General features: G+C 72.5%; 16 protein-coding genes. 8 read left to right on the top strand and 8 right to left on the bottom strand.

Going from position 1 to position 14,977, the window contains the following annotated elements; translation table 11 throughout:
* The first annotated feature begins 6 nt into the window (after nucleotides 1-6).
* The gene (locus NL112_RS10260; RefSeq protein WP_255148741.1) at nucleotides 7-357 is read left to right on the top strand and encodes a DUF7113 family protein; all 351 of its coding nucleotides are present in this window, start codon (nucleotides 7-9) and stop codon (nucleotides 355-357) included.
* Between the two features lie 61 nt (nucleotides 358-418).
* Nucleotides 419-1,348 (top strand): hypothetical protein, encoded by a 930-nt coding sequence (locus NL112_RS10255; RefSeq protein WP_255148740.1) that lies wholly within the window; start codon nucleotides 419-421, stop codon nucleotides 1,346-1,348.
* Nucleotides 1,349-1,352: 4 nt separating this feature from the next.
* Here NL112_RS10255 and NL112_RS10250 read toward each other — a convergent pair whose 3' ends face one another.
* Both NL112_RS10250 and NL112_RS10245 read right to left on the bottom strand, forming a co-directional pair.
* Nucleotides 1,353-2,609 carry a DNA double-strand break repair nuclease NurA gene (locus tag NL112_RS10250; protein ID WP_255148739.1) on the bottom strand — a complete coding sequence of 419 codons (1,257 nt, stop codon included), beginning with the start codon at nucleotides 2,607-2,609 and terminating at the stop codon, nucleotides 1,353-1,355.
* Nucleotides 2,610-2,768: 159 nt separating this feature from the next.
* Nucleotides 2,769-3,530 carry an alpha/beta hydrolase gene (locus tag NL112_RS10245; protein ID WP_255148738.1) on the bottom strand — a complete coding sequence of 254 codons (762 nt, stop codon included), beginning with the start codon at nucleotides 3,528-3,530 and terminating at the stop codon, nucleotides 2,769-2,771.
* Between the two features lie 81 nt (nucleotides 3,531-3,611).
* Here NL112_RS10245 and gpmI point away from each other — a divergent pair, with 81 nt between their 5' ends.
* Both gpmI and NL112_RS10235 read left to right on the top strand, forming a co-directional pair.
* Nucleotides 3,612-5,138, top strand: coding sequence for a 2,3-bisphosphoglycerate-independent phosphoglycerate mutase (gene gpmI / locus NL112_RS10240; RefSeq protein WP_255148737.1), 1,527 nt, complete (start codon nucleotides 3,612-3,614; stop codon nucleotides 5,136-5,138).
* Nucleotides 5,139-5,198: 60 nt separating this feature from the next.
* The gene (locus NL112_RS10235) at nucleotides 5,199-5,426 is read left to right on the top strand and encodes a hypothetical protein (RefSeq protein WP_255148736.1); all 228 of its coding nucleotides are present in this window, start codon (nucleotides 5,199-5,201) and stop codon (nucleotides 5,424-5,426) included.
* Here NL112_RS10235 and nadC read toward each other — a convergent pair.
* The 4 genes from nadC to NL112_RS10215 all read right to left on the bottom strand — a co-directional run bounded on the left by nadC (nucleotide 5,398) and on the right by NL112_RS10215 (nucleotide 10,560).
* On the bottom strand, nucleotides 5,398-6,228 hold the full coding sequence (gene nadC, locus NL112_RS10230) for a carboxylating nicotinate-nucleotide diphosphorylase (protein WP_255148735.1): 831 nt from the start codon (nucleotides 6,226-6,228) through the stop codon (nucleotides 5,398-5,400). The two genes, NL112_RS10235 and nadC, sit on opposite strands and share 29 nt — an antisense overlap.
* Nucleotides 6,218-7,738, bottom strand: coding sequence for an L-aspartate oxidase (locus NL112_RS10225; RefSeq protein WP_255148734.1), 1,521 nt, complete (start codon nucleotides 7,736-7,738; stop codon nucleotides 6,218-6,220). Before NL112_RS10225 ends, nadC begins: the two co-directional genes overlap by 11 nt.
* A complete protein-coding gene (nadA, locus tag NL112_RS10220; protein ID WP_350356126.1) occupies nucleotides 7,735-8,868 on the bottom strand; it encodes a quinolinate synthase NadA in 1,134 nt (377 codons plus the stop codon). The genes NL112_RS10225 and nadA overlap by 4 nt, the downstream gene beginning before the upstream one ends.
* Nucleotides 8,869-9,033: 165 nt before the next feature.
* Nucleotides 9,034-10,560 carry an amidohydrolase gene (locus tag NL112_RS10215; RefSeq protein ID WP_255148733.1) on the bottom strand — a complete coding sequence of 509 codons (1,527 nt, stop codon included), beginning with the start codon at nucleotides 10,558-10,560 and terminating at the stop codon, nucleotides 9,034-9,036.
* An 87-nt stretch (nucleotides 10,561-10,647) separates the two neighbouring features.
* Between NL112_RS10215 and hmgA the strand changes: the two genes are divergently transcribed.
* The gene (gene hmgA, locus NL112_RS10210; RefSeq protein ID WP_255148732.1) at nucleotides 10,648-11,859 is read left to right on the top strand and encodes a hydroxymethylglutaryl-CoA reductase (NADPH); all 1,212 of its coding nucleotides are present in this window, start codon (nucleotides 10,648-10,650) and stop codon (nucleotides 11,857-11,859) included.
* A gap of 14 nt (nucleotides 11,860-11,873) precedes the next feature.
* Here the strand turns inward: hmgA and NL112_RS10205 are convergent, their stop codons facing one another.
* Both NL112_RS10205 and NL112_RS10200 read right to left on the bottom strand, forming a co-directional pair.
* A complete protein-coding gene (locus NL112_RS10205) occupies nucleotides 11,874-12,290 on the bottom strand; it encodes a hypothetical protein (protein WP_255148731.1) in 417 nt (138 codons plus the stop codon).
* Nucleotides 12,287-12,793, bottom strand: a complete 507-nt coding sequence (locus NL112_RS10200; RefSeq protein WP_255148730.1) for a TFIIB-type zinc ribbon-containing protein — start codon at nucleotides 12,791-12,793, stop codon at nucleotides 12,287-12,289. Before NL112_RS10200 ends, NL112_RS10205 begins: the two co-directional genes overlap by 4 nt.
* Before the next feature lie 102 nt (nucleotides 12,794-12,895).
* On the opposite strand from NL112_RS10200, the gene NL112_RS10195 reads away from it, so the two are divergent.
* From NL112_RS10195 to NL112_RS10185, 3 genes are read left to right on the top strand one after another with little or no spacing between them, the layout of a single operon-like run.
* The gene (locus tag NL112_RS10195; protein WP_255148729.1) at nucleotides 12,896-13,228 is read left to right on the top strand and encodes a cupin domain-containing protein; all 333 of its coding nucleotides are present in this window, start codon (nucleotides 12,896-12,898) and stop codon (nucleotides 13,226-13,228) included.
* Nucleotides 13,225-14,055 (top strand): hypothetical protein, encoded by an 831-nt coding sequence (locus NL112_RS10190; protein ID WP_255148728.1) that lies wholly within the window; start codon nucleotides 13,225-13,227, stop codon nucleotides 14,053-14,055. Before NL112_RS10195 ends, NL112_RS10190 begins: the two co-directional genes overlap by 4 nt.
* Nucleotides 14,052-14,957, top strand: coding sequence for a hypothetical protein (locus tag NL112_RS10185; RefSeq protein WP_255148727.1), 906 nt, complete (start codon nucleotides 14,052-14,054; stop codon nucleotides 14,955-14,957). The genes NL112_RS10190 and NL112_RS10185 overlap by 4 nt, the downstream gene beginning before the upstream one ends.
* The last annotated feature ends 20 nt before the right edge of the window (nucleotides 14,958-14,977 follow it).

Genomic DNA, 14,977 nt, shown 5'->3' with positions numbered 1-14,977 from the left:
CGGCGTATGCTACTCATCCGGGGGCACGCCGGGGGAACGACCCTCACCGGCACGCTGTACGAGCGGGGCGAGGACCCGCCTGCGTTCAAGGGGGCGCCCGACGAGGGCGCGCCGTACGTCTGGGTCTGCGACGCGTTCTACGAGGTGGAGAGCGGCGGCCAGCTACAGAGAATCGGTGACCGGGAACTCCGGGTCGCATTCGAGTCGCCGATGCCGCGCGGCTTCGAGACGCGCGACCGCGCCGTCGAGGCCGCCAAGGAGCACGTCCGCACGCAGTTCGCACGGCTGGGCGTCGTCGGCGACAGCGTCGAGGTCGAGGTCGTGAAGGAGGACCCCGGCTGCGAAGTCGAGTCGTAGGCGCCTCGTCCAGGGGAGTCGACACGGAGTTTTTTGTCCCGGACCGACCCACGGAGAGCCGATGGCCCGCCAGCCCCGCCGCGTGTTCGCCGTCGTCGCCGTCCTCCTCGTCGCCGTGCTCGCCAGCTACCTCCTCCCGGTCGACCTGCTCACGAGCGGCCTGCTCGTCGTCGCCGCGCTTCTCGTCGGCGGAGTCGGGCTGGTTCCGGGGGCGTGGCCGACGCTGTACCGGACGACCGGCATCGGGCCGGGCGCGTGGCTCCTGGCGCTGGCCGTCGCCGCCGGCGGCGTCGGCCTGACGTATCTCGTCGGCGACCCCCAGCCGTTCTGTGACGGCATCGGCTACCGCGGCTGTCTCACCCTCTACGGCTGGGCGTCCGCGCTGTATCTCGCCGGGTCGCTGGCCGTCGCCATCTGTTTCGGGCATCTCGGCCGCTACCGCCGCGTCCGCGCCGCCGAGGTGGGACCGGCCGACGACGCGAGCGACGGCCCGGTTGCCGTCACCGGCCGCGTCGTCCCCGCCGACGGCACGGTCACCGGCCCCGTCTCCGGTGCGGAGACGGTCTGGTACCGACACGCCGCCGAACGGTCGTTTCTCGGTGGGCGTCTCGAAGCCGAATCGGAGACCGCGGGCGGTCCGTTCTACGTCGCCGACGGGTCGGGGCGCCTGCTCGTCGACCCGGCCGGAATCGACGCCCACGACGCCGCGGAACTCGCCCGCTCGCACACCGACGCCGACGGCGACGCTCACCACCGGGAGTGGTCGTTCGAACCCGACGACGCCGTCACCGTCGTCGGCGAGGCGAGCGAGGTGTCCCGGGCCGACTACCCCGAACCGGTCGTCGCGGGCGTCGACGGCCCGGTCACGGTCGGCCGGGGCGACCACGCGGCGCTCCGCAGATGGACCGCCCAGCGCGTGCTCGTCGGCGGGGCGCTGGCGCTTCTGGTCGGCGGCGGGTCGCTGATGGTCATGCTGGTAGCGGTGCTGTGAGCCGTCAGTAGTCGAACGCGCCCCAGCGGTCGTCGTCGTAGTCGGTGTCGAGTTCGGAGTCGAACGACCCCTCCAGCGACTCGCGGAGCGCGGCCGTCTCCTCGCTCCCGATTTTCGCCAGCGAGTCGGCTTTGGCGACGGCCTCCGGGGGGCCGCGCTCGGCGGCGATACCCTTCAGCACCTGCCGGAGTAGCGCCTCCCGGCGGTCGGCGTCCTCGGTGAACGCACGGGGCGCTTCCACCCGGTAGATGGTGTCCGTCCGCGGGTCGTACACCATCGAGAACGTCACCTCGTACTCGCGGGGGTCACGGACCCTGTCGACGCCGTACGGCAGGTCCGTCGCCGACAGCGTGCCGTCGGTGCCGCCGCGGGAGACGAACCAGTTCGTGAACGTCAGGGCGTCCGTCTCCCGCTCCCAGACGCCCTCCTCGAAGCCGCCGCGTTCGAGCACCTGCGAGAAGAAGGCGGCGTCGTTGAGCCACGGCGCGTTCCCTTCCCGCTGGCGGACGGTCCGGGTGAGCAGGCGGCTGGCGGGGTTCTTCACGAACCCCACGAGCGGCACGTCCCGCTCGATGAACCGCTCGACCATCCGGACGTAGCTCTGGATGATGCGCTGGGGCTGTTCCTCCTCGCGCAGGAGTTCGGAGAGTTCGGGGTCGCGGTTCGCCCACGTCAGGAGTCCTTTCGGGTAGATGGGGCCGTCCATCACCAGCAGGTCCTCGACCACGTCGGCGTTGTCGCGGGCGTGGGTGATTTCGGCGAGATACAGCCCCAGTTCGTGGACGACGGCGGTCATCGAGCGGTCCACCTGCGGGACGTGGAGCAGTCGCTGGCGGACGTACCCCTCGTCGTCCATGCTCCAGTCGTCGGGAAACGCCACAGTCGCGTCGTTCGAGTGGACGGCAATCACCATCGTCCGCGCGCGATGTAAGTCCAACTCGGAGGGCACCCGGCTCATCGCGGCCTGGGCCACGTCCACCACGAGGCTGTTCTTGAACGTCGTCGGGTTGATGGTGCCCGAATCGAGGCCGTGACGGGTGGGGAACCGGTCGGCCTCCAGCGCCACGTCCTCGATGTCCACTTTCCGGCGTCGCTGGTCACCCAGCGGCTCGACGACGCGCGTCCCGTCGTCCACGAGCGGGTCGAGCCACTCCGACCAGACGGTCTCCGCGAACTCCCGGTGTTCCTGCTCGTCGACGCTCCGCTGGACGCGGCCCGCCAGCCGCGAGATGGCCTTGAAATGCACCGGGTCGAGCGTCACGTCCGGCGACTGGTCGGGTCGTCGTAAAAAGCTCCCGGCGGGCGTCGATCGACGGGTGGGTCGAGCGACCGAAGGGAGCAAGATTCACGGAACGGCAAGCGGGGAGTGACCGGAGGGAACGACCCGCGAACCGCGCGTGAGCCAGCGAAGCGAGCCGACTCACGCCCGGTCGTGGAACCCCGCCACCGCGTCGTACAGCGCGCCTCGGCGCGCCTCCAGCGGGAGGAAGTGGGTGCCGCCGCCGAGTTCGGCGTACTCCCGTGGCGCGTCGAGCGCGTCGTACAGCCGATAAGCGTCCGCGCGGGTCGCGGTCGGGTCCTCGCTCCCGCGAACCACGAGCGTCGGCACCCCGACGGCGGCGGGGTCGTACGGGTCGGCATCGACCGTCTCGCGCAGGTCGAGCAGGGTGAGCCTCCGGTAGGCGGGCGCGGGGTCGCCGGGGTCGAAGTCGGCGACGACGGCCTCGTCCATCCGGAACACGGGCGCGAACTGCGTCAGCGAGGCGACGACCGGCGCGTCCGACGACGCGAGCAGGCGCCCGCAGATTATCGTCCCCCACGAGTAGCCGACGAGGTGGACGCGGTCGACCCGCTCGCGGACGGCCGCAAGCGCCGCACGCACGTCCGCGACGACGGCGTCGGCCCGCGCTGGCGGCGGGTTCGCGTCCGCGGGCGCGTCCATCGCGGGCGGGCGCTCGCTGTCGCCGTACCCCCGGAGGTCGACGGCGAACGCCGCGCGGCCGGCGCGGGCCGTCGCGTCGAGCCACGAGTAGCCGCCGGAGGCGTCGAGGTCGAACACCACGCGGCCGGGGTAGGTTGCGCCGTGGACGAACAGGACGGCCTCGTCGGGGTCGGACGGTGACCGCTCCCACAGGCGGATGCGGGTGCCGTCGGCGTCGACGTCGTGGGCCAGTCGTTGCATGCGCGGGCGTCGACCCGCCGCGGGTTAGGTGTTGTGCGGGTTCCGAACGCTACTTACGGAGCGGCGGCCACCACTCCAGTAATGAAAGCGGCGCTCGTCGTCCTCGACGGCTGGGGGCTCGGCGACCACGACAGGCGCGACGCGGTTCGGGCGGCCGACACGCCGAACTTCGACCGCCTGCGCGAGCGTGGCGCGTTCACTACCCTCGAAACGCACGGCCGGCGCGTCGGCCTCCCCGACGGACAGATGGGCAACAGCGAGGTGGGCCACCTCAACATCGGCGCGGGCCGAGTCGTCGTGCAGGACTCAACGCGCGTCTCGGAGGCGGCCGACGCGGGCACGCTCGGCGAGAACGACGCCATCGCGGGCGCGTTCGACTACGCCGACGAGCACGGCGGCCGCGTCCACCTCATGGGTCTCGTCTCGGACGGCGGCGTCCACTCCTACCAACAGCATCTCCACGCGCTGATTGCGGCCGCGGGCGAGCGCGGCGTCGAGGCGGTCAGCCACGCGTTCACCGACGGCCGCGACACGGCCCCGAAATCAGGCGCCGGCTACCTCCGTGACCTCCAGCGCGTCGTCGACGACTGCGGCACGGGCGGGGTGGCGACGGTGACGGGGCGCTACTACGCGATGGACCGCGATGAGAACTGGACGCGGACGAAACGGGCGTTCGACGCCATCGTGAACCGGGAGGCGGACCACGCGGCCCCGGACGCCGTCGCCGCGGTCGAGTCCAGTTACGAGCGGGGCGACACCGACGAGTTCGTCGAACCGACGCTGGTCGACGGCGGTCCCGCCCTCGCGGACGGCGACAGCGTCGTCTTCGTCAACTTCCGGGCGGACCGGGCGCGCCAACTCACGCGGATGCTCGCGGGCATCCGCCCCGGCGACTGGGAGGCCGAGGGCGTCCACGCTGAGCCCCCGGACGCCCACGTCGTGACGATGACCGAGTACGATGCGACGTTCGACCTGCCGGTGGCGTTCCCGCCGAATCAGCCCGAAGAGACGCTCGGAGAGGTGCTGTCGGCGGCCGGCCTCACGCAGTTGCGCATCGCCGAGTCCGAGAAGTACCCGCACGTCACCTACTTCCTGAACGGCGGCCGCGAAGTCGAGTTCGACGGCGAACTGCGCCGCATCGTCGACTCGCCGGACGTGGCAACCTACGACCAGCAACCGGAGATGAGCGCGCCCGAGGTGACCGACGCGGCCATCGAGACGATAGCGAGCGACGACCCCGACGTGCTGGTGTTGAACTACGCGAACCCGGACATGGTGGGCCACACCGGCGACGTCGAGGCGGCCGTCGCCGCGGTGGAGGCCGTCGACGCGGAACTCGGCCGGCTGGCCGAGGCGGTTCGGGAGGCGGGCGGCCACCTGCTCGTCACCGCCGACCACGGCAACGCCGACGACATGGGGACGCCCGAGGACCCCCACACCGCCCACACGACGAACCCGGTGCCGTTCGTCTACGTCGCGCCCGACGGCACCGACGGCGGCCGTCACGCCCGCGAGGGCGGCACCCTCGCGGACATCGCGCCGACCCTGCTCGAACTGGTCGGCGTCCGCAAACCGGCGGCGATGACTGGCGAGAGCCTGCTGGAGTAGCGTTAATTCCGTCGTCTATCCCCCAACATATAACCCCGATGCCCGGGAACCGACGGACGCATGAGCGACGACGACACGCTGGTGTACCTCGGTATCGCCCTCCTCATCGTCGGCGGCATCGCCCTCGTCTGGGGGCAGATGAGCCTGATGGAGGTCAACGACTCCATGTTCGGCGGCTTCCAGTTCTCCGACCAGCAGGTGCGCAACTACCAGCTGGCGCGGCTGGGCGGCCTCGTCGTGGGCGCCATCGGCGGCGTCCTCACGGTGACGGGCGGCCTGCAGAGCTAGTCCGGAACGACACGTCCAACTGCGGCGCGGAGTGGGTGAGACGCCCCAGCGACACCACGTCGACGCCCGCCGCGGCGTAGTCGGCCACCGTCTCGACGGTGATGCCGCCCGACGCCTCTGCGAGCGCCGCCCCGTCGAGCAGGTCGACGGCTCGCGCCGTCTCCTCGGGACACATGTTGTCCAGCAGTACCACGTCCGCGCCGGCGGCGGCCGCCCGCGGCGCCTGCTCCGGCCGCGTCACCTCGCACTCGACCTTCGTGGCGAACGACGCCCGCTCGCGGAACCGCTCGACGGCCGCCTCCAGCCCCAGTTCCGCGACGTGGTTGTCCTTCACCATCACCATGTGCGAGAGGTCGAGCCGGTGGGTGTCGCCGCCGCCGGCGACGATGGCCCGCTTCTCGATGCCGCGCAGGCCGGGCGTCGTCTTGCGGGTGCCGGCGACGCGCACGTCCTCGTCGACCTCGTGGGCCGCCTCGACCGCGCGCCGGGTCTCCGTCGCGACTCCGGAGGCGTGACCGACGAGGTTAGCGGCGACCCGCTCGCCGCGCAACACGTCGGCGGTCGCGCCCTCGACCCGGAGGAGGGGGTCGCCCGCCTCGATTCGGGTGCCAGCGTCGGCGCGGTCGAGCACCTCGACGCCGAGGTAGTCGAAGGTGTCGACGGCGGCGTCGAGGCCGGCGACGACGCCCGCCTGCCTGGCGACGAGCCGACCCGCCGTCTCGCCCGGCACGTCGTTGGTCACGTCGTGGTGGCCGAGGTCCTCGCGGAGCCACCGCTCCACCTGCGAGCGCTCAATCGGCATGGCTCTCGGCGGCGAGGTGGTGACAGCCCCGCGAGGTGTCGTTCTCGGCGGCCGCGCGGGCGACGAGCAGGCCACAGACGGTCGCGTTCCGGAGTTCGTACAGTTCGCGGGCGGTCCGCGTCCGGGTGTACGCGTCCACCTCGCCCTTCAGCCGGCGGAGCCCCGCGCCCGCTTTCCGGAGGCCGTCGGGCGTGCGCTCGATGCCGACGTGCTCGCTCATGGTCGACCGGAGACGGTGGAACTTCTCGGCGGCGAACCGCTCGGGGAGGGCCGGGTCGCTGTCCCGAAGGTCGGGCGTCTCCACGGGCTCGGGGTCGAACCCCGCCGCCGCACGGCCCGCCCGCCGGCCGAACACCAGCCCTTCGAGCAGGGAGGTGGATGCGAGGCGGTTCGCGCCGTGGACCCCCGTGCGGGCGCACTCGCCGGCCGCGAACAGGCGGTCGAGGCTCGCCCGGCCGTCGCGGTCCACGTCGATGCCGCCACAGAGGAAATGCTGGGCGGGCGCGACCGGAATCCCCTCGTCGGGGTCGACGCCGTGCTCGCGGCACCGCTCGGCGAGACCGGGGAACTCGGCGGCGAACGCGACGCCCGAGACGTCGAGACGCACCTCGCCGGTCGCCTCGCGGCGCTCGCGGACGGCGCGGGCGACGACGTCCCGGGGCGCGAGGTCCGCGTCCGGGTGGCGGTCGGGCATGAACCGCTCGCCGTCGCCGTCCCGGAGGACGGCACCCTCGCCGCGGACGGCCTCGCTGACGAGGAACGGCACCTCGCCGTCGCCGGTTCCCGGCCGGTCGCCAGCGGGATTCGCACCCTCGCTGTCGACGACGCAGGCCGTTGGGTGGAACTGGACGTACTCCATGTCCGCGACGTCGGCGCCGGCGAGCGCGGCCATGGCGACGCCGTCGCCCGTCGCGCCCGGCGGGTTCGTCGTCCGGCCGTAGGCCGCGCCGATGCCGCCCGTCGCCAGCAGGGTCGCCCCCGCGACGCAGGGCTCCACGTCGCCGCCCGATTCGAGGAGCGCGCCGTGGACCCGCCCCTCGTGGGTCACCAGATCGAGCGCGGCGGTGTCCTCGACGACGTCGACGCTCGTCTCCGTCCGCAGATGCGAGAGAAACCGCGGGAGGACGGCCGCGCCGGTCGCGGCGTCGACGTGCAGGATGCGGTTCTCCGAGTGGGCCGCCTCGCGGCCGAAGTCGAACTCGTCGTCGCCGTCGAACGGCACGCCGAGACGGTCTATCAGGACCTCGCGGACCGCGTCGTCGGCCGCCGCGACGAGCGTGTCGACCGCCGCGGGGTCGCAGGCCCCGTCGCCCGCCGCGAGGACGTCCTCGCGGAAGGCGTCGGGGTCGCCACGCGAGACGGCGATGCCGCCCTGCGCCCAGTAGGAGGTGGCGTCGTCCGGCGCCGTGGCCTTCGTGACGAGCGTCACGTCCGCGCCGGCGTCGTCGGCCGCGAGCGCCGCCGAACAGCCGGCGACGCCCGACCCGACGACCAGCAGGTCGGCGTTCATAGTTCGAGCATCCGCTCGACGGCCAGGTCGGCCAGGTCGGCCTCGCGGGGCGGCACCTCGACGACGTTCGTCGGCGTCCCGGCGACCAGTTCCTCCAGCACCCACGTCAGGTAGTTGGGGTCTATCTGCCGCATCGCGTTGCAGTCCATGCAGGCGTCGCCACAGAGGGGGAGGACCTCCACCTCGGGGTGCCACCGCTGGAGGTGGTTGGCGAGGTGTATCTCCGTGCCGATGGCCCACGTCTCCCCGGGGTCGGCCGCCGCGACGGTCTCACAGATGGTTGAGGTGGAGCCGACCACGTCGGCGGCCTCGACCACCTCGCGGCGGCACTCGGGGTGGACGACGACGTTCGCGTCCGGGCGCTCCTCGCGCAGGTCCGCGACGTGGTGCTCGCGGAAGCGTTCGTGGACCTGACAGTAGCCGTCCCACAGCACGACGTCGGCGGCCGCGGCGGCCTCGGCGTCCGCGCCGTCGGGGTCCCACGGGTCCCACTCGACTATCGAGTCTTCCAGCCCGAGGCGGTGGGCGGTGTTCTCGCCGAGATGCTTGTCCGGCAGGAACAGGACGGTGTCGCCCCGCTCGAACGCCCACTCGAACGCGCGGTGGGCGTTCGAGGAGGTGCAGACCAGCCCGCCCTGCTCGGCGCAGAACGCCTTCAGGTCGGCGTAACTGTTCATGTAGGTGACCGGGACCACGTCGTCGTCGCCCGCGGCGTCGGTGAGTTCGGCCCACGCGGCGTCCACCTGGAGCGCCTCGGCCATCCCCGCCATCGGACACGACGCCTCCATCGACGGCAGTATCACCTGCTGGTCGTCGTCGGTGATGACGTCGGCGGACTCGGCCATGAACGTCACCCCGCAGAACACGACGTGGTCGGCGTCGGCCTCGGCGGCGCGCGTGCTCAACTCGTAGGAGTCGCCCACGAAGTCGGCGTGCTCGACGACCTCGCGGCGCTGGTAGTTGTGGCCCAGCACGACCACGTCGTCGCCCAGCGTCGCCAGCGCGCGCTCGATGCGCTCCGTTCGCTCCTGCTCGTCCAGCCCCCGGTACTCGTCGGGGAGCTGTTCGAGGTCGTCGTACTTGAAGAGACTCAGGTCCGTTTCGAGGTCGACTGATTCCATTTCCGGCACGGTTTGCTACCTCGGAGTGCGCTAGCCGACGGACTGCCCCTATGAAAATATTTTGCCTTCAATACTCGATGATGGAGGCGATAGTTCCCTGTAGTCGACGAGTGAGCAACTATCGGTCGGGTGTACCGGCCGGTGGCCGGTGGAGTACCAGCGAAGGAGGAGCTATCAGTCCCGGAACACCACGTCGCCGCCGACGACCGTCGCGGCCACGTCCACGTCCGCGATGGCGTCGGCGTCGACGGCCCACGGCGAGTCGTCGAGCACGACCAGGTCCGCGCGCTTCCCGGGTTCGACGGTGCCGAGGTCGGCCTCCTCGCCGGCGGCGTACGCCGCGCCGCGGGTGTACGCCCGGAGCGCCTCGGTGACGGTGAGCCGCTGGCTCCGTTCGGGCGCGGTGACGGCCTGCTGGACGCCGAACAGCGGGTCCATCGGCATGCAGTCGGACCCGAACGCGAGCGGGACGCCCGCTTCCAGCAGGTCACGGAACGGCATCACCTCGCGGCGGCGCTCGCCTAGCCGGTCGGCGTACAGGCCGCCCTCGCGGGCCCACTTCAGGAAGTTCGGCTGGACCGAGGCGACGGCCCCGACCTCGCGGAACCGCTCGACGAGGTCGCCGGTCAGGAGTTCGGCGTGTTCGACGCGGTGGCGGTGGTCGGCGGCGTCGTGCGCCGCGTAGGCGTCCAGCACCGCCTCGACTGCGGCGTCGCCGATGGCGTGGGCGGTGAACTGGAGTCCGGCGTCGCTCGCGCGCTCGACGTACGCGCGGAGTTCGTCGGGGTCGACGACCCACTGGCCGGCGGTCTCGCCGTCCGCGTACGGCTCGCGGAGCTTGGCCGTGCGACCGCCCAAGGAGCCGTCGGTGTACGTCTTGATGGCCCCCGTCCGAACCATCTCGCTCCCGTGGCCCGACCGGAGGCCGCTGTCGACGACGCTGTCGAGGTGGTCGGTCCAGTAGTTGATGCGGACGCGGAGCGTCAACGCGCCGTCGGCGTCGAGGTCACGGTAGACCCGCGGCTTGTGCGAGTTCCGGCACATGTCGTGGACGCCGGTGACGCCGAGTTCGTTCGCGCGCTGTTGGGCGGCGACGAGGAGGTCCCGGGTCTCCGCGCGGTCGGGTTCGGTGGCCTCGAACAGCGGGTCGACGGCCGCCTCGACGACGACGCCGGTGGGGTCGCCGCCCTCCCGCTGGACGTCCTCGGCGGGCATCGCCCCGCGGAAGCGGTCGAGCGCCGCCGAGTTGAGCGAGGCGGTGTGCATGTCCTCACGGAACGCGACGACCGGCCGCTCGGTCGAGACGGCATCGAGGTCCTCGCGGGTGAGATAGCGGGCCGTCCCCCAGGTGGACTCGTCGTAGCCGTAGCCGACCACGAGGTCGTCGTCGGTCTCCTCGGCGTGGGCCGCGAGGCGCTCGACGGCCTCCGCTGGCCCCGACACCTCCCGGAGGTCGGCGTTGACCAGGTGTTGACCGACCATCTCCAGGTGGGTGTGGGCGTCGACAAACCCCGGGATGACCGTCCGGCCCTCGCAGTCGACGACCTCCGTCTCGACGCCCTCGAGGAACTCGATTTCGTAGGCGTCGGCGACCCGGACGATTCGGCCGTTGCGCACGGCGACGGCCTCGCGTGTCTCGTCGGGGTCGGCGAGCGTGTGGACCTCGGCGTTCGTCAGGATGAGGTCCGCGGGTGCGGTCATACCGGGGGGAGTCGCGGCGAGGCGTTAACCGTTCTGGACGCTCCCGCGATGGACAACGCTTAGTGCGCGACACACGCAGTCGCGGCCATGACCGACCCGGACGCCCTCGCCGAGCGGGTACAGGATGGCGAGTTGCGGCTCCACGAACTCGAACAGCACGCCGACGCCGACACCGCGGCCGAGGCGCGCCGCCGCCTGCTCGAAGCCGAGACGGGCGCCGACCTCGACACCGTCGGTGAGTACGCGTTTCCCGCGGAGACGGCCGACGCGAACGTCGAGAACATGGTCGGCGCGGCGCAGGTGCCGATGGGCGTCGCCGGTCCCGTCCCGGTCGACGGGAGCGCCGCCGACGGCACCCACTACCTGCCGCTTGCCACCACCGAGGGGGCGCTGGTCGCCTCGATAAACCGGGGGCTGTCGGCCATCCGGGCCGCGGGCGGCGCGACGGCCCGCGTCCTGAAAAACGAGATGACGCGTGCGCCGGTGTTCCGCGTCCACGACGTCGGGGAGGCGAGCGAGGTGGCGTCGTGGGTGAAAGCGAACGTCGACGCCCTGCGGGAGGCCGCGGAGTCGACGACGAGCCACGGCGAACTCCGCGAGGCGACGCCGTACGTCGTCGGCGACAACGTGTTCGTGCGGTTCGGCTACGACACCAAGGACGCGATGGGGATGAACATGGCCACCATCGCCACCCAGGAGGCCGCCGAACTCGTCGAGGCGGAGACGCCCGCGGAACTCGTGGCGCTGTCGGGCAACCTCTGTTCGGACAAGAAACCCGCCGCCATCAACGCCGTCGAAGGGCGGGGCCGCACCGTCGCCGCCGACGTGCTGTTGGACCGCGAGCAGGTCGAGGACCGGTTCAAGACGACGCCGGAGGCCATCGCGGAAGCGAACACGCGCAAGAACCACGTCGGCTCGGCGAAGGCCGCCTCCATCGGCTTCAACGCGCAGGCGGCCAACGTCGTCGCCGCGGCGTTTCTCGCGTGCGGGCAGGACATCGCGCAGGTCGTCGAGGGGAGCAACGCCATCGTCACCGCGGACGTGCGCGGCGACCAGCTGTACGCCAGCGTCACCCTCGCGTCGCTGGAGGTGGGCACCGTCGGCGGCGGGACGAAGCTCCCGACGCAGTCGGAAGCGCTGGACGTGCTGGGCGTCCGGGGTGGGGGTGACCCCGCCGGCTCGAACGCCGACGCGCTCGCGGAAATCATCGCCGTCGGCGCGCTTGCCGGGGAACTGTCGCTTCTTGGCGCGCTGTCGGCGTCGCATCTCGCAAGCGCCCACGAGGAACTCGGGCGATAGTTCCGGAGTCGAGGCTACAGGCGCCGCGTCTCCGCCGCGAGGAAGAGGACGCCCCCGATGACGACGAACAGCCCCAGCCACAGCAGCAGGAGACTGCGGAACCCGGCGGCGAAAAACAGCGCGCCGAAGCCGACGGCGCCGACGGCGTGGGCGAGGCCGCGCAGGCGATACCCTCGCCGGAGGTAGACGGGGGCGCCGACGGCGAAGCCGAGCGACAGCACGCCCGCCGACAGCACGAACGTCGGCACCTGCGTGCCGAACAGCGACACGGCCCGCACCGACGGCTGGAGCACCAGAAGCAGGCCGGCGATGCCGACGAGCGTGCCGACGACCGCCGAGGCGGGGTCCACCTCGGACAGCGAGGGCACGCGCGGCGACCCCTCGGCGCCGGGGTCGTCCCACTCGGGGTCGGGGTCCCAGTCGTCGCTCACAGCAGGCGATAGCGGCCGCCGGACTCGCTCACCTCCCCCCGGCGGCGCAGTTTCGCCAGCGCGTCGTCGACGTAGTCGGCGTCGACCCCCCGGTCGGTCGCGTACGCGCGGACCTCCGCGGCCGTCGGCCGGTCCAACTCGCGGAGCGCGTCGACGACCACCTCCCGCCGCGAGCGGGAGCCGCCGCCGTCGACCTCGCCCGCCTCCGCGACCGCGTCGGCGTCGACGCCCGACGCGGTCAGGAACTCGTCGTCGTCCATGCCGGCGTCCATCGCGTCCCGCTCGAGGCTGGCGAAGTCGTCGAGTTCGGCGTCGCTCTCGCCCCGGGCCTGGAGCAGGCGGGACCGGGCCTCCTTGGCGGCCTCGGCCGCCTCGGTCTCGGCGAACTTCTTGAGTTTCTCGTAGCGGTGCCGCGTCCCACAGCGCGGACACGACGTGGAGTCGGGCCGCTCCTCGACGACCCACAGCGCCCCGCAGTCGCTACAGCCGACCACCGCGAACATACCGACGGTTGCGGCGCCGCGCCCTTGAGCACCCCGGTCGCGGTCGTGTGCGGCCCGCGGCCACCCATCGGAGTTTAGCCCGTGGGGGCCGTTGGCACGCGCATGGAGCGGGTTCAACTGGGGGCGGAGACGGAGGCCATCTCGGGCATTCACCTCGCGCAACTGGCGGCGGGCGAGCGGGTGAGCGTCCAGCATTTCCGGGTCGACCCGGGCGCGACCGTACCCGAACACGACCACCACCACGAACAGGCGGGGTTCGTCTACGAGGGCGCGCTCACCTTCCGGACCGACGGCGAGGAGACGGTCGTCCGGGCGGGCGACTCCTACGTGCTGGCGGGCGGGGAGCCACACGCCGCCGAGAACCGCGGCGACGTGCCGGCGCGGGGTATCGACGTGTTCGGCCCCCCGCGACCGGACCCCGACTGGGCCGAATGAACCGCGCGGTCGCCGTCGTCACGGTCGTCGTGCTCGCCGGCTGTAGTAGCGTCGTCGGACCCGCAGGGACGCCCACCTCAACGCTGACGCCCGCCGAAGTGCCCGACGACGACGGTGCCGGACCCGGGGGTGCGCTCGCGCCCGGGGTCACCGTCGACGGGGTGCGCGACGCGGCCACCCTGGCCGACGCCCACCGCGAGGCGCTGGCGGCGACGAGCCACCGGTTCGTCCGCGTGCGGACCATCAGCGGGCCGAACGCCACGCTCAACCGGGTCGAGCGGAACGCGACGGTCGCCGCGAACCGGTCGGCGTACCTGTTCACGAAGGTCGAAACGTCGTCGCAGGCGTGGCCCGCGGCCGACAGCTACGCCCGCATCGACATCTGGTACGACGGCGCGCTGGTCCGCAACCGGTTCGTCGACGCCGCCGGTCTGGCACGCCACTGGGGTACGAACCGGAGCCGCGACGGGGGCCCCGTCGCCAGTCCGGCGGGCGGCGACCGGGCCGCGACGGTGCTGTCGGCCGTCGACGTTCGGGTGGGGAACGCCGGCAACGGGACCTACCGACTCGTCGCCACGGACCTGCGCGACGTCGAGGCGCTCCGAGCGCCGCCGCTCGTGGACGACCCCCGGAACGTCTCGCTGACCGCGACGGTCAGCGCCCGCGGCGTCGTCCGCGCGTACGACCTCGGCTACGAGGCGTCGTATCTCGGCCGGACGGTCACCGTCCGCGAGCGCCACCGCGTGACGCCGCTCGACGGCGCGGCGGTGCCGGCCCCTGACTGGCTGGCCGAGGCGAACGCGTCGATGTCGCGGGGTGGCGTGTGACCCGCGCGCTCCTCGTCGCCGGCCTGCTGGTGCTCGCCGGGTGTAGCGGCCTCAGCGTGCCGGCCGGCGATTCCGGCACCGACACCGCGACGCTGACACCGGTGCCGGTCCCCGAGCGGGGGACCGCCGCCGAGAACGGGTCGGCGCCGCCGGAAAGCGAACTGGCGCCGGGGCTGACCGCCGACGGCGTCGCCGACCCGTTCGCGCTGGCGAACGCCCACCGGCGCGTGCTGGCGAACCAGTCGTACACCGTCCACTCGGAGACGCGGCTGGTCGGGCCGAACGGCACCCTCCGGACGGTCGACCGCGTGCTACGCGTGTCGGCCGGCGGCGGCCGCTACCTGCTCGTCGAGCGGTCCGACTCAGCGCCGGCCTACCCCGTGCAGTCAGTCGCCGCCCGCCTCGAACTCTGGTATGCGGGCGGGCCGGCGCTGTTCCGGGTCGGCGAGCAGAACGTCTCCTACCGCCGGGGGACGACGGTCACGCTCGGCGGCCCGGTCGGTGACATCACCGGACACGACCGGCTCGCTGGCCTGTACGGCGGGGTCGACCGCTGGGCGGTCGAGACACGCATCGGCTGGCGCAACGCCTTCTTCACGCTGGAGTCGCAGACGCCGCCCGACCGGGGCGTCCTCGACGTACCCGTCCTCGTCGAGGAGCCGCGGAACGCCAGCATCAGGCTCGTGTTGCGCAACGACGGCCGCGTCGACCACTACCGCGTCCGCTACCGGGCGACGTTCGACGGCCAGCCCGTCGAGGTGGTCCGGCGCGTCCACTACGCCGGCGTCGGGAACACGACGGTGACGGAACCCGACTGGGTCGGGGAGGCGCGGGACGCTACCGCCGGCCCGACCGTCGAATCGAGCGGGACGCGAGACACCGACGACCTGACCGGTGGCTGACGAGCGGATGCGAACGGAGA

This window comes from Halorarius halobius (genome assembly GCF_024298865.1).
GTDB lineage: Archaea > Halobacteriota > Halobacteria > Halobacteriales > Haloarculaceae > Halorarius > Halorarius halobius.
Note: the sequence above shows the minus strand (reverse complement) of the source record. Positions and strands in the feature narration are given on the sequence as shown.

Excerpts from the sequence above, each read along its gene's own strand:
- NL112_RS10260 (WP_255148741.1), top strand. The coding sequence starts at position 7 with ATGCTACTCATCCGGGGGCACGCCGGGGGAACGACCCTCACCGGCACG.
- NL112_RS10255 (WP_255148740.1), top strand. The coding sequence starts at position 419 with ATGGCCCGCCAGCCCCGCCGCGTGTTCGCCGTCGTCGCCGTCCTCCTC.
- NL112_RS10245 (WP_255148738.1), bottom strand. The coding sequence starts at position 3,530 with ATGCAACGACTGGCCCACGACGTCGACGCCGACGGCACCCGCATCCGC.
- gpmI (WP_255148737.1), top strand. The coding sequence starts at position 3,612 with ATGAAAGCGGCGCTCGTCGTCCTCGACGGCTGGGGGCTCGGCGACCAC.
- NL112_RS10235 (WP_255148736.1), top strand. The coding sequence starts at position 5,199 with ATGAGCGACGACGACACGCTGGTGTACCTCGGTATCGCCCTCCTCATC.
- nadC (WP_255148735.1), bottom strand. The coding sequence starts at position 6,228 with ATGCCGATTGAGCGCTCGCAGGTGGAGCGGTGGCTCCGCGAGGACCTC.
- NL112_RS10225 (WP_255148734.1), bottom strand. The coding sequence starts at position 7,738 with ATGAACGCCGACCTGCTGGTCGTCGGGTCGGGCGTCGCCGGCTGTTCG.
- NL112_RS10215 (WP_255148733.1), bottom strand. The coding sequence starts at position 10,560 with ATGACCGCACCCGCGGACCTCATCCTGACGAACGCCGAGGTCCACACG.
- hmgA (WP_255148732.1), top strand. The coding sequence starts at position 10,648 with ATGACCGACCCGGACGCCCTCGCCGAGCGGGTACAGGATGGCGAGTTG.
- NL112_RS10200 (WP_255148730.1), bottom strand. The coding sequence starts at position 12,793 with ATGTTCGCGGTGGTCGGCTGTAGCGACTGCGGGGCGCTGTGGGTCGTC.
- NL112_RS10195 (WP_255148729.1), top strand. The coding sequence starts at position 12,896 with ATGGAGCGGGTTCAACTGGGGGCGGAGACGGAGGCCATCTCGGGCATT.
- NL112_RS10190 (WP_255148728.1), top strand. The coding sequence starts at position 13,225 with ATGAACCGCGCGGTCGCCGTCGTCACGGTCGTCGTGCTCGCCGGCTGT.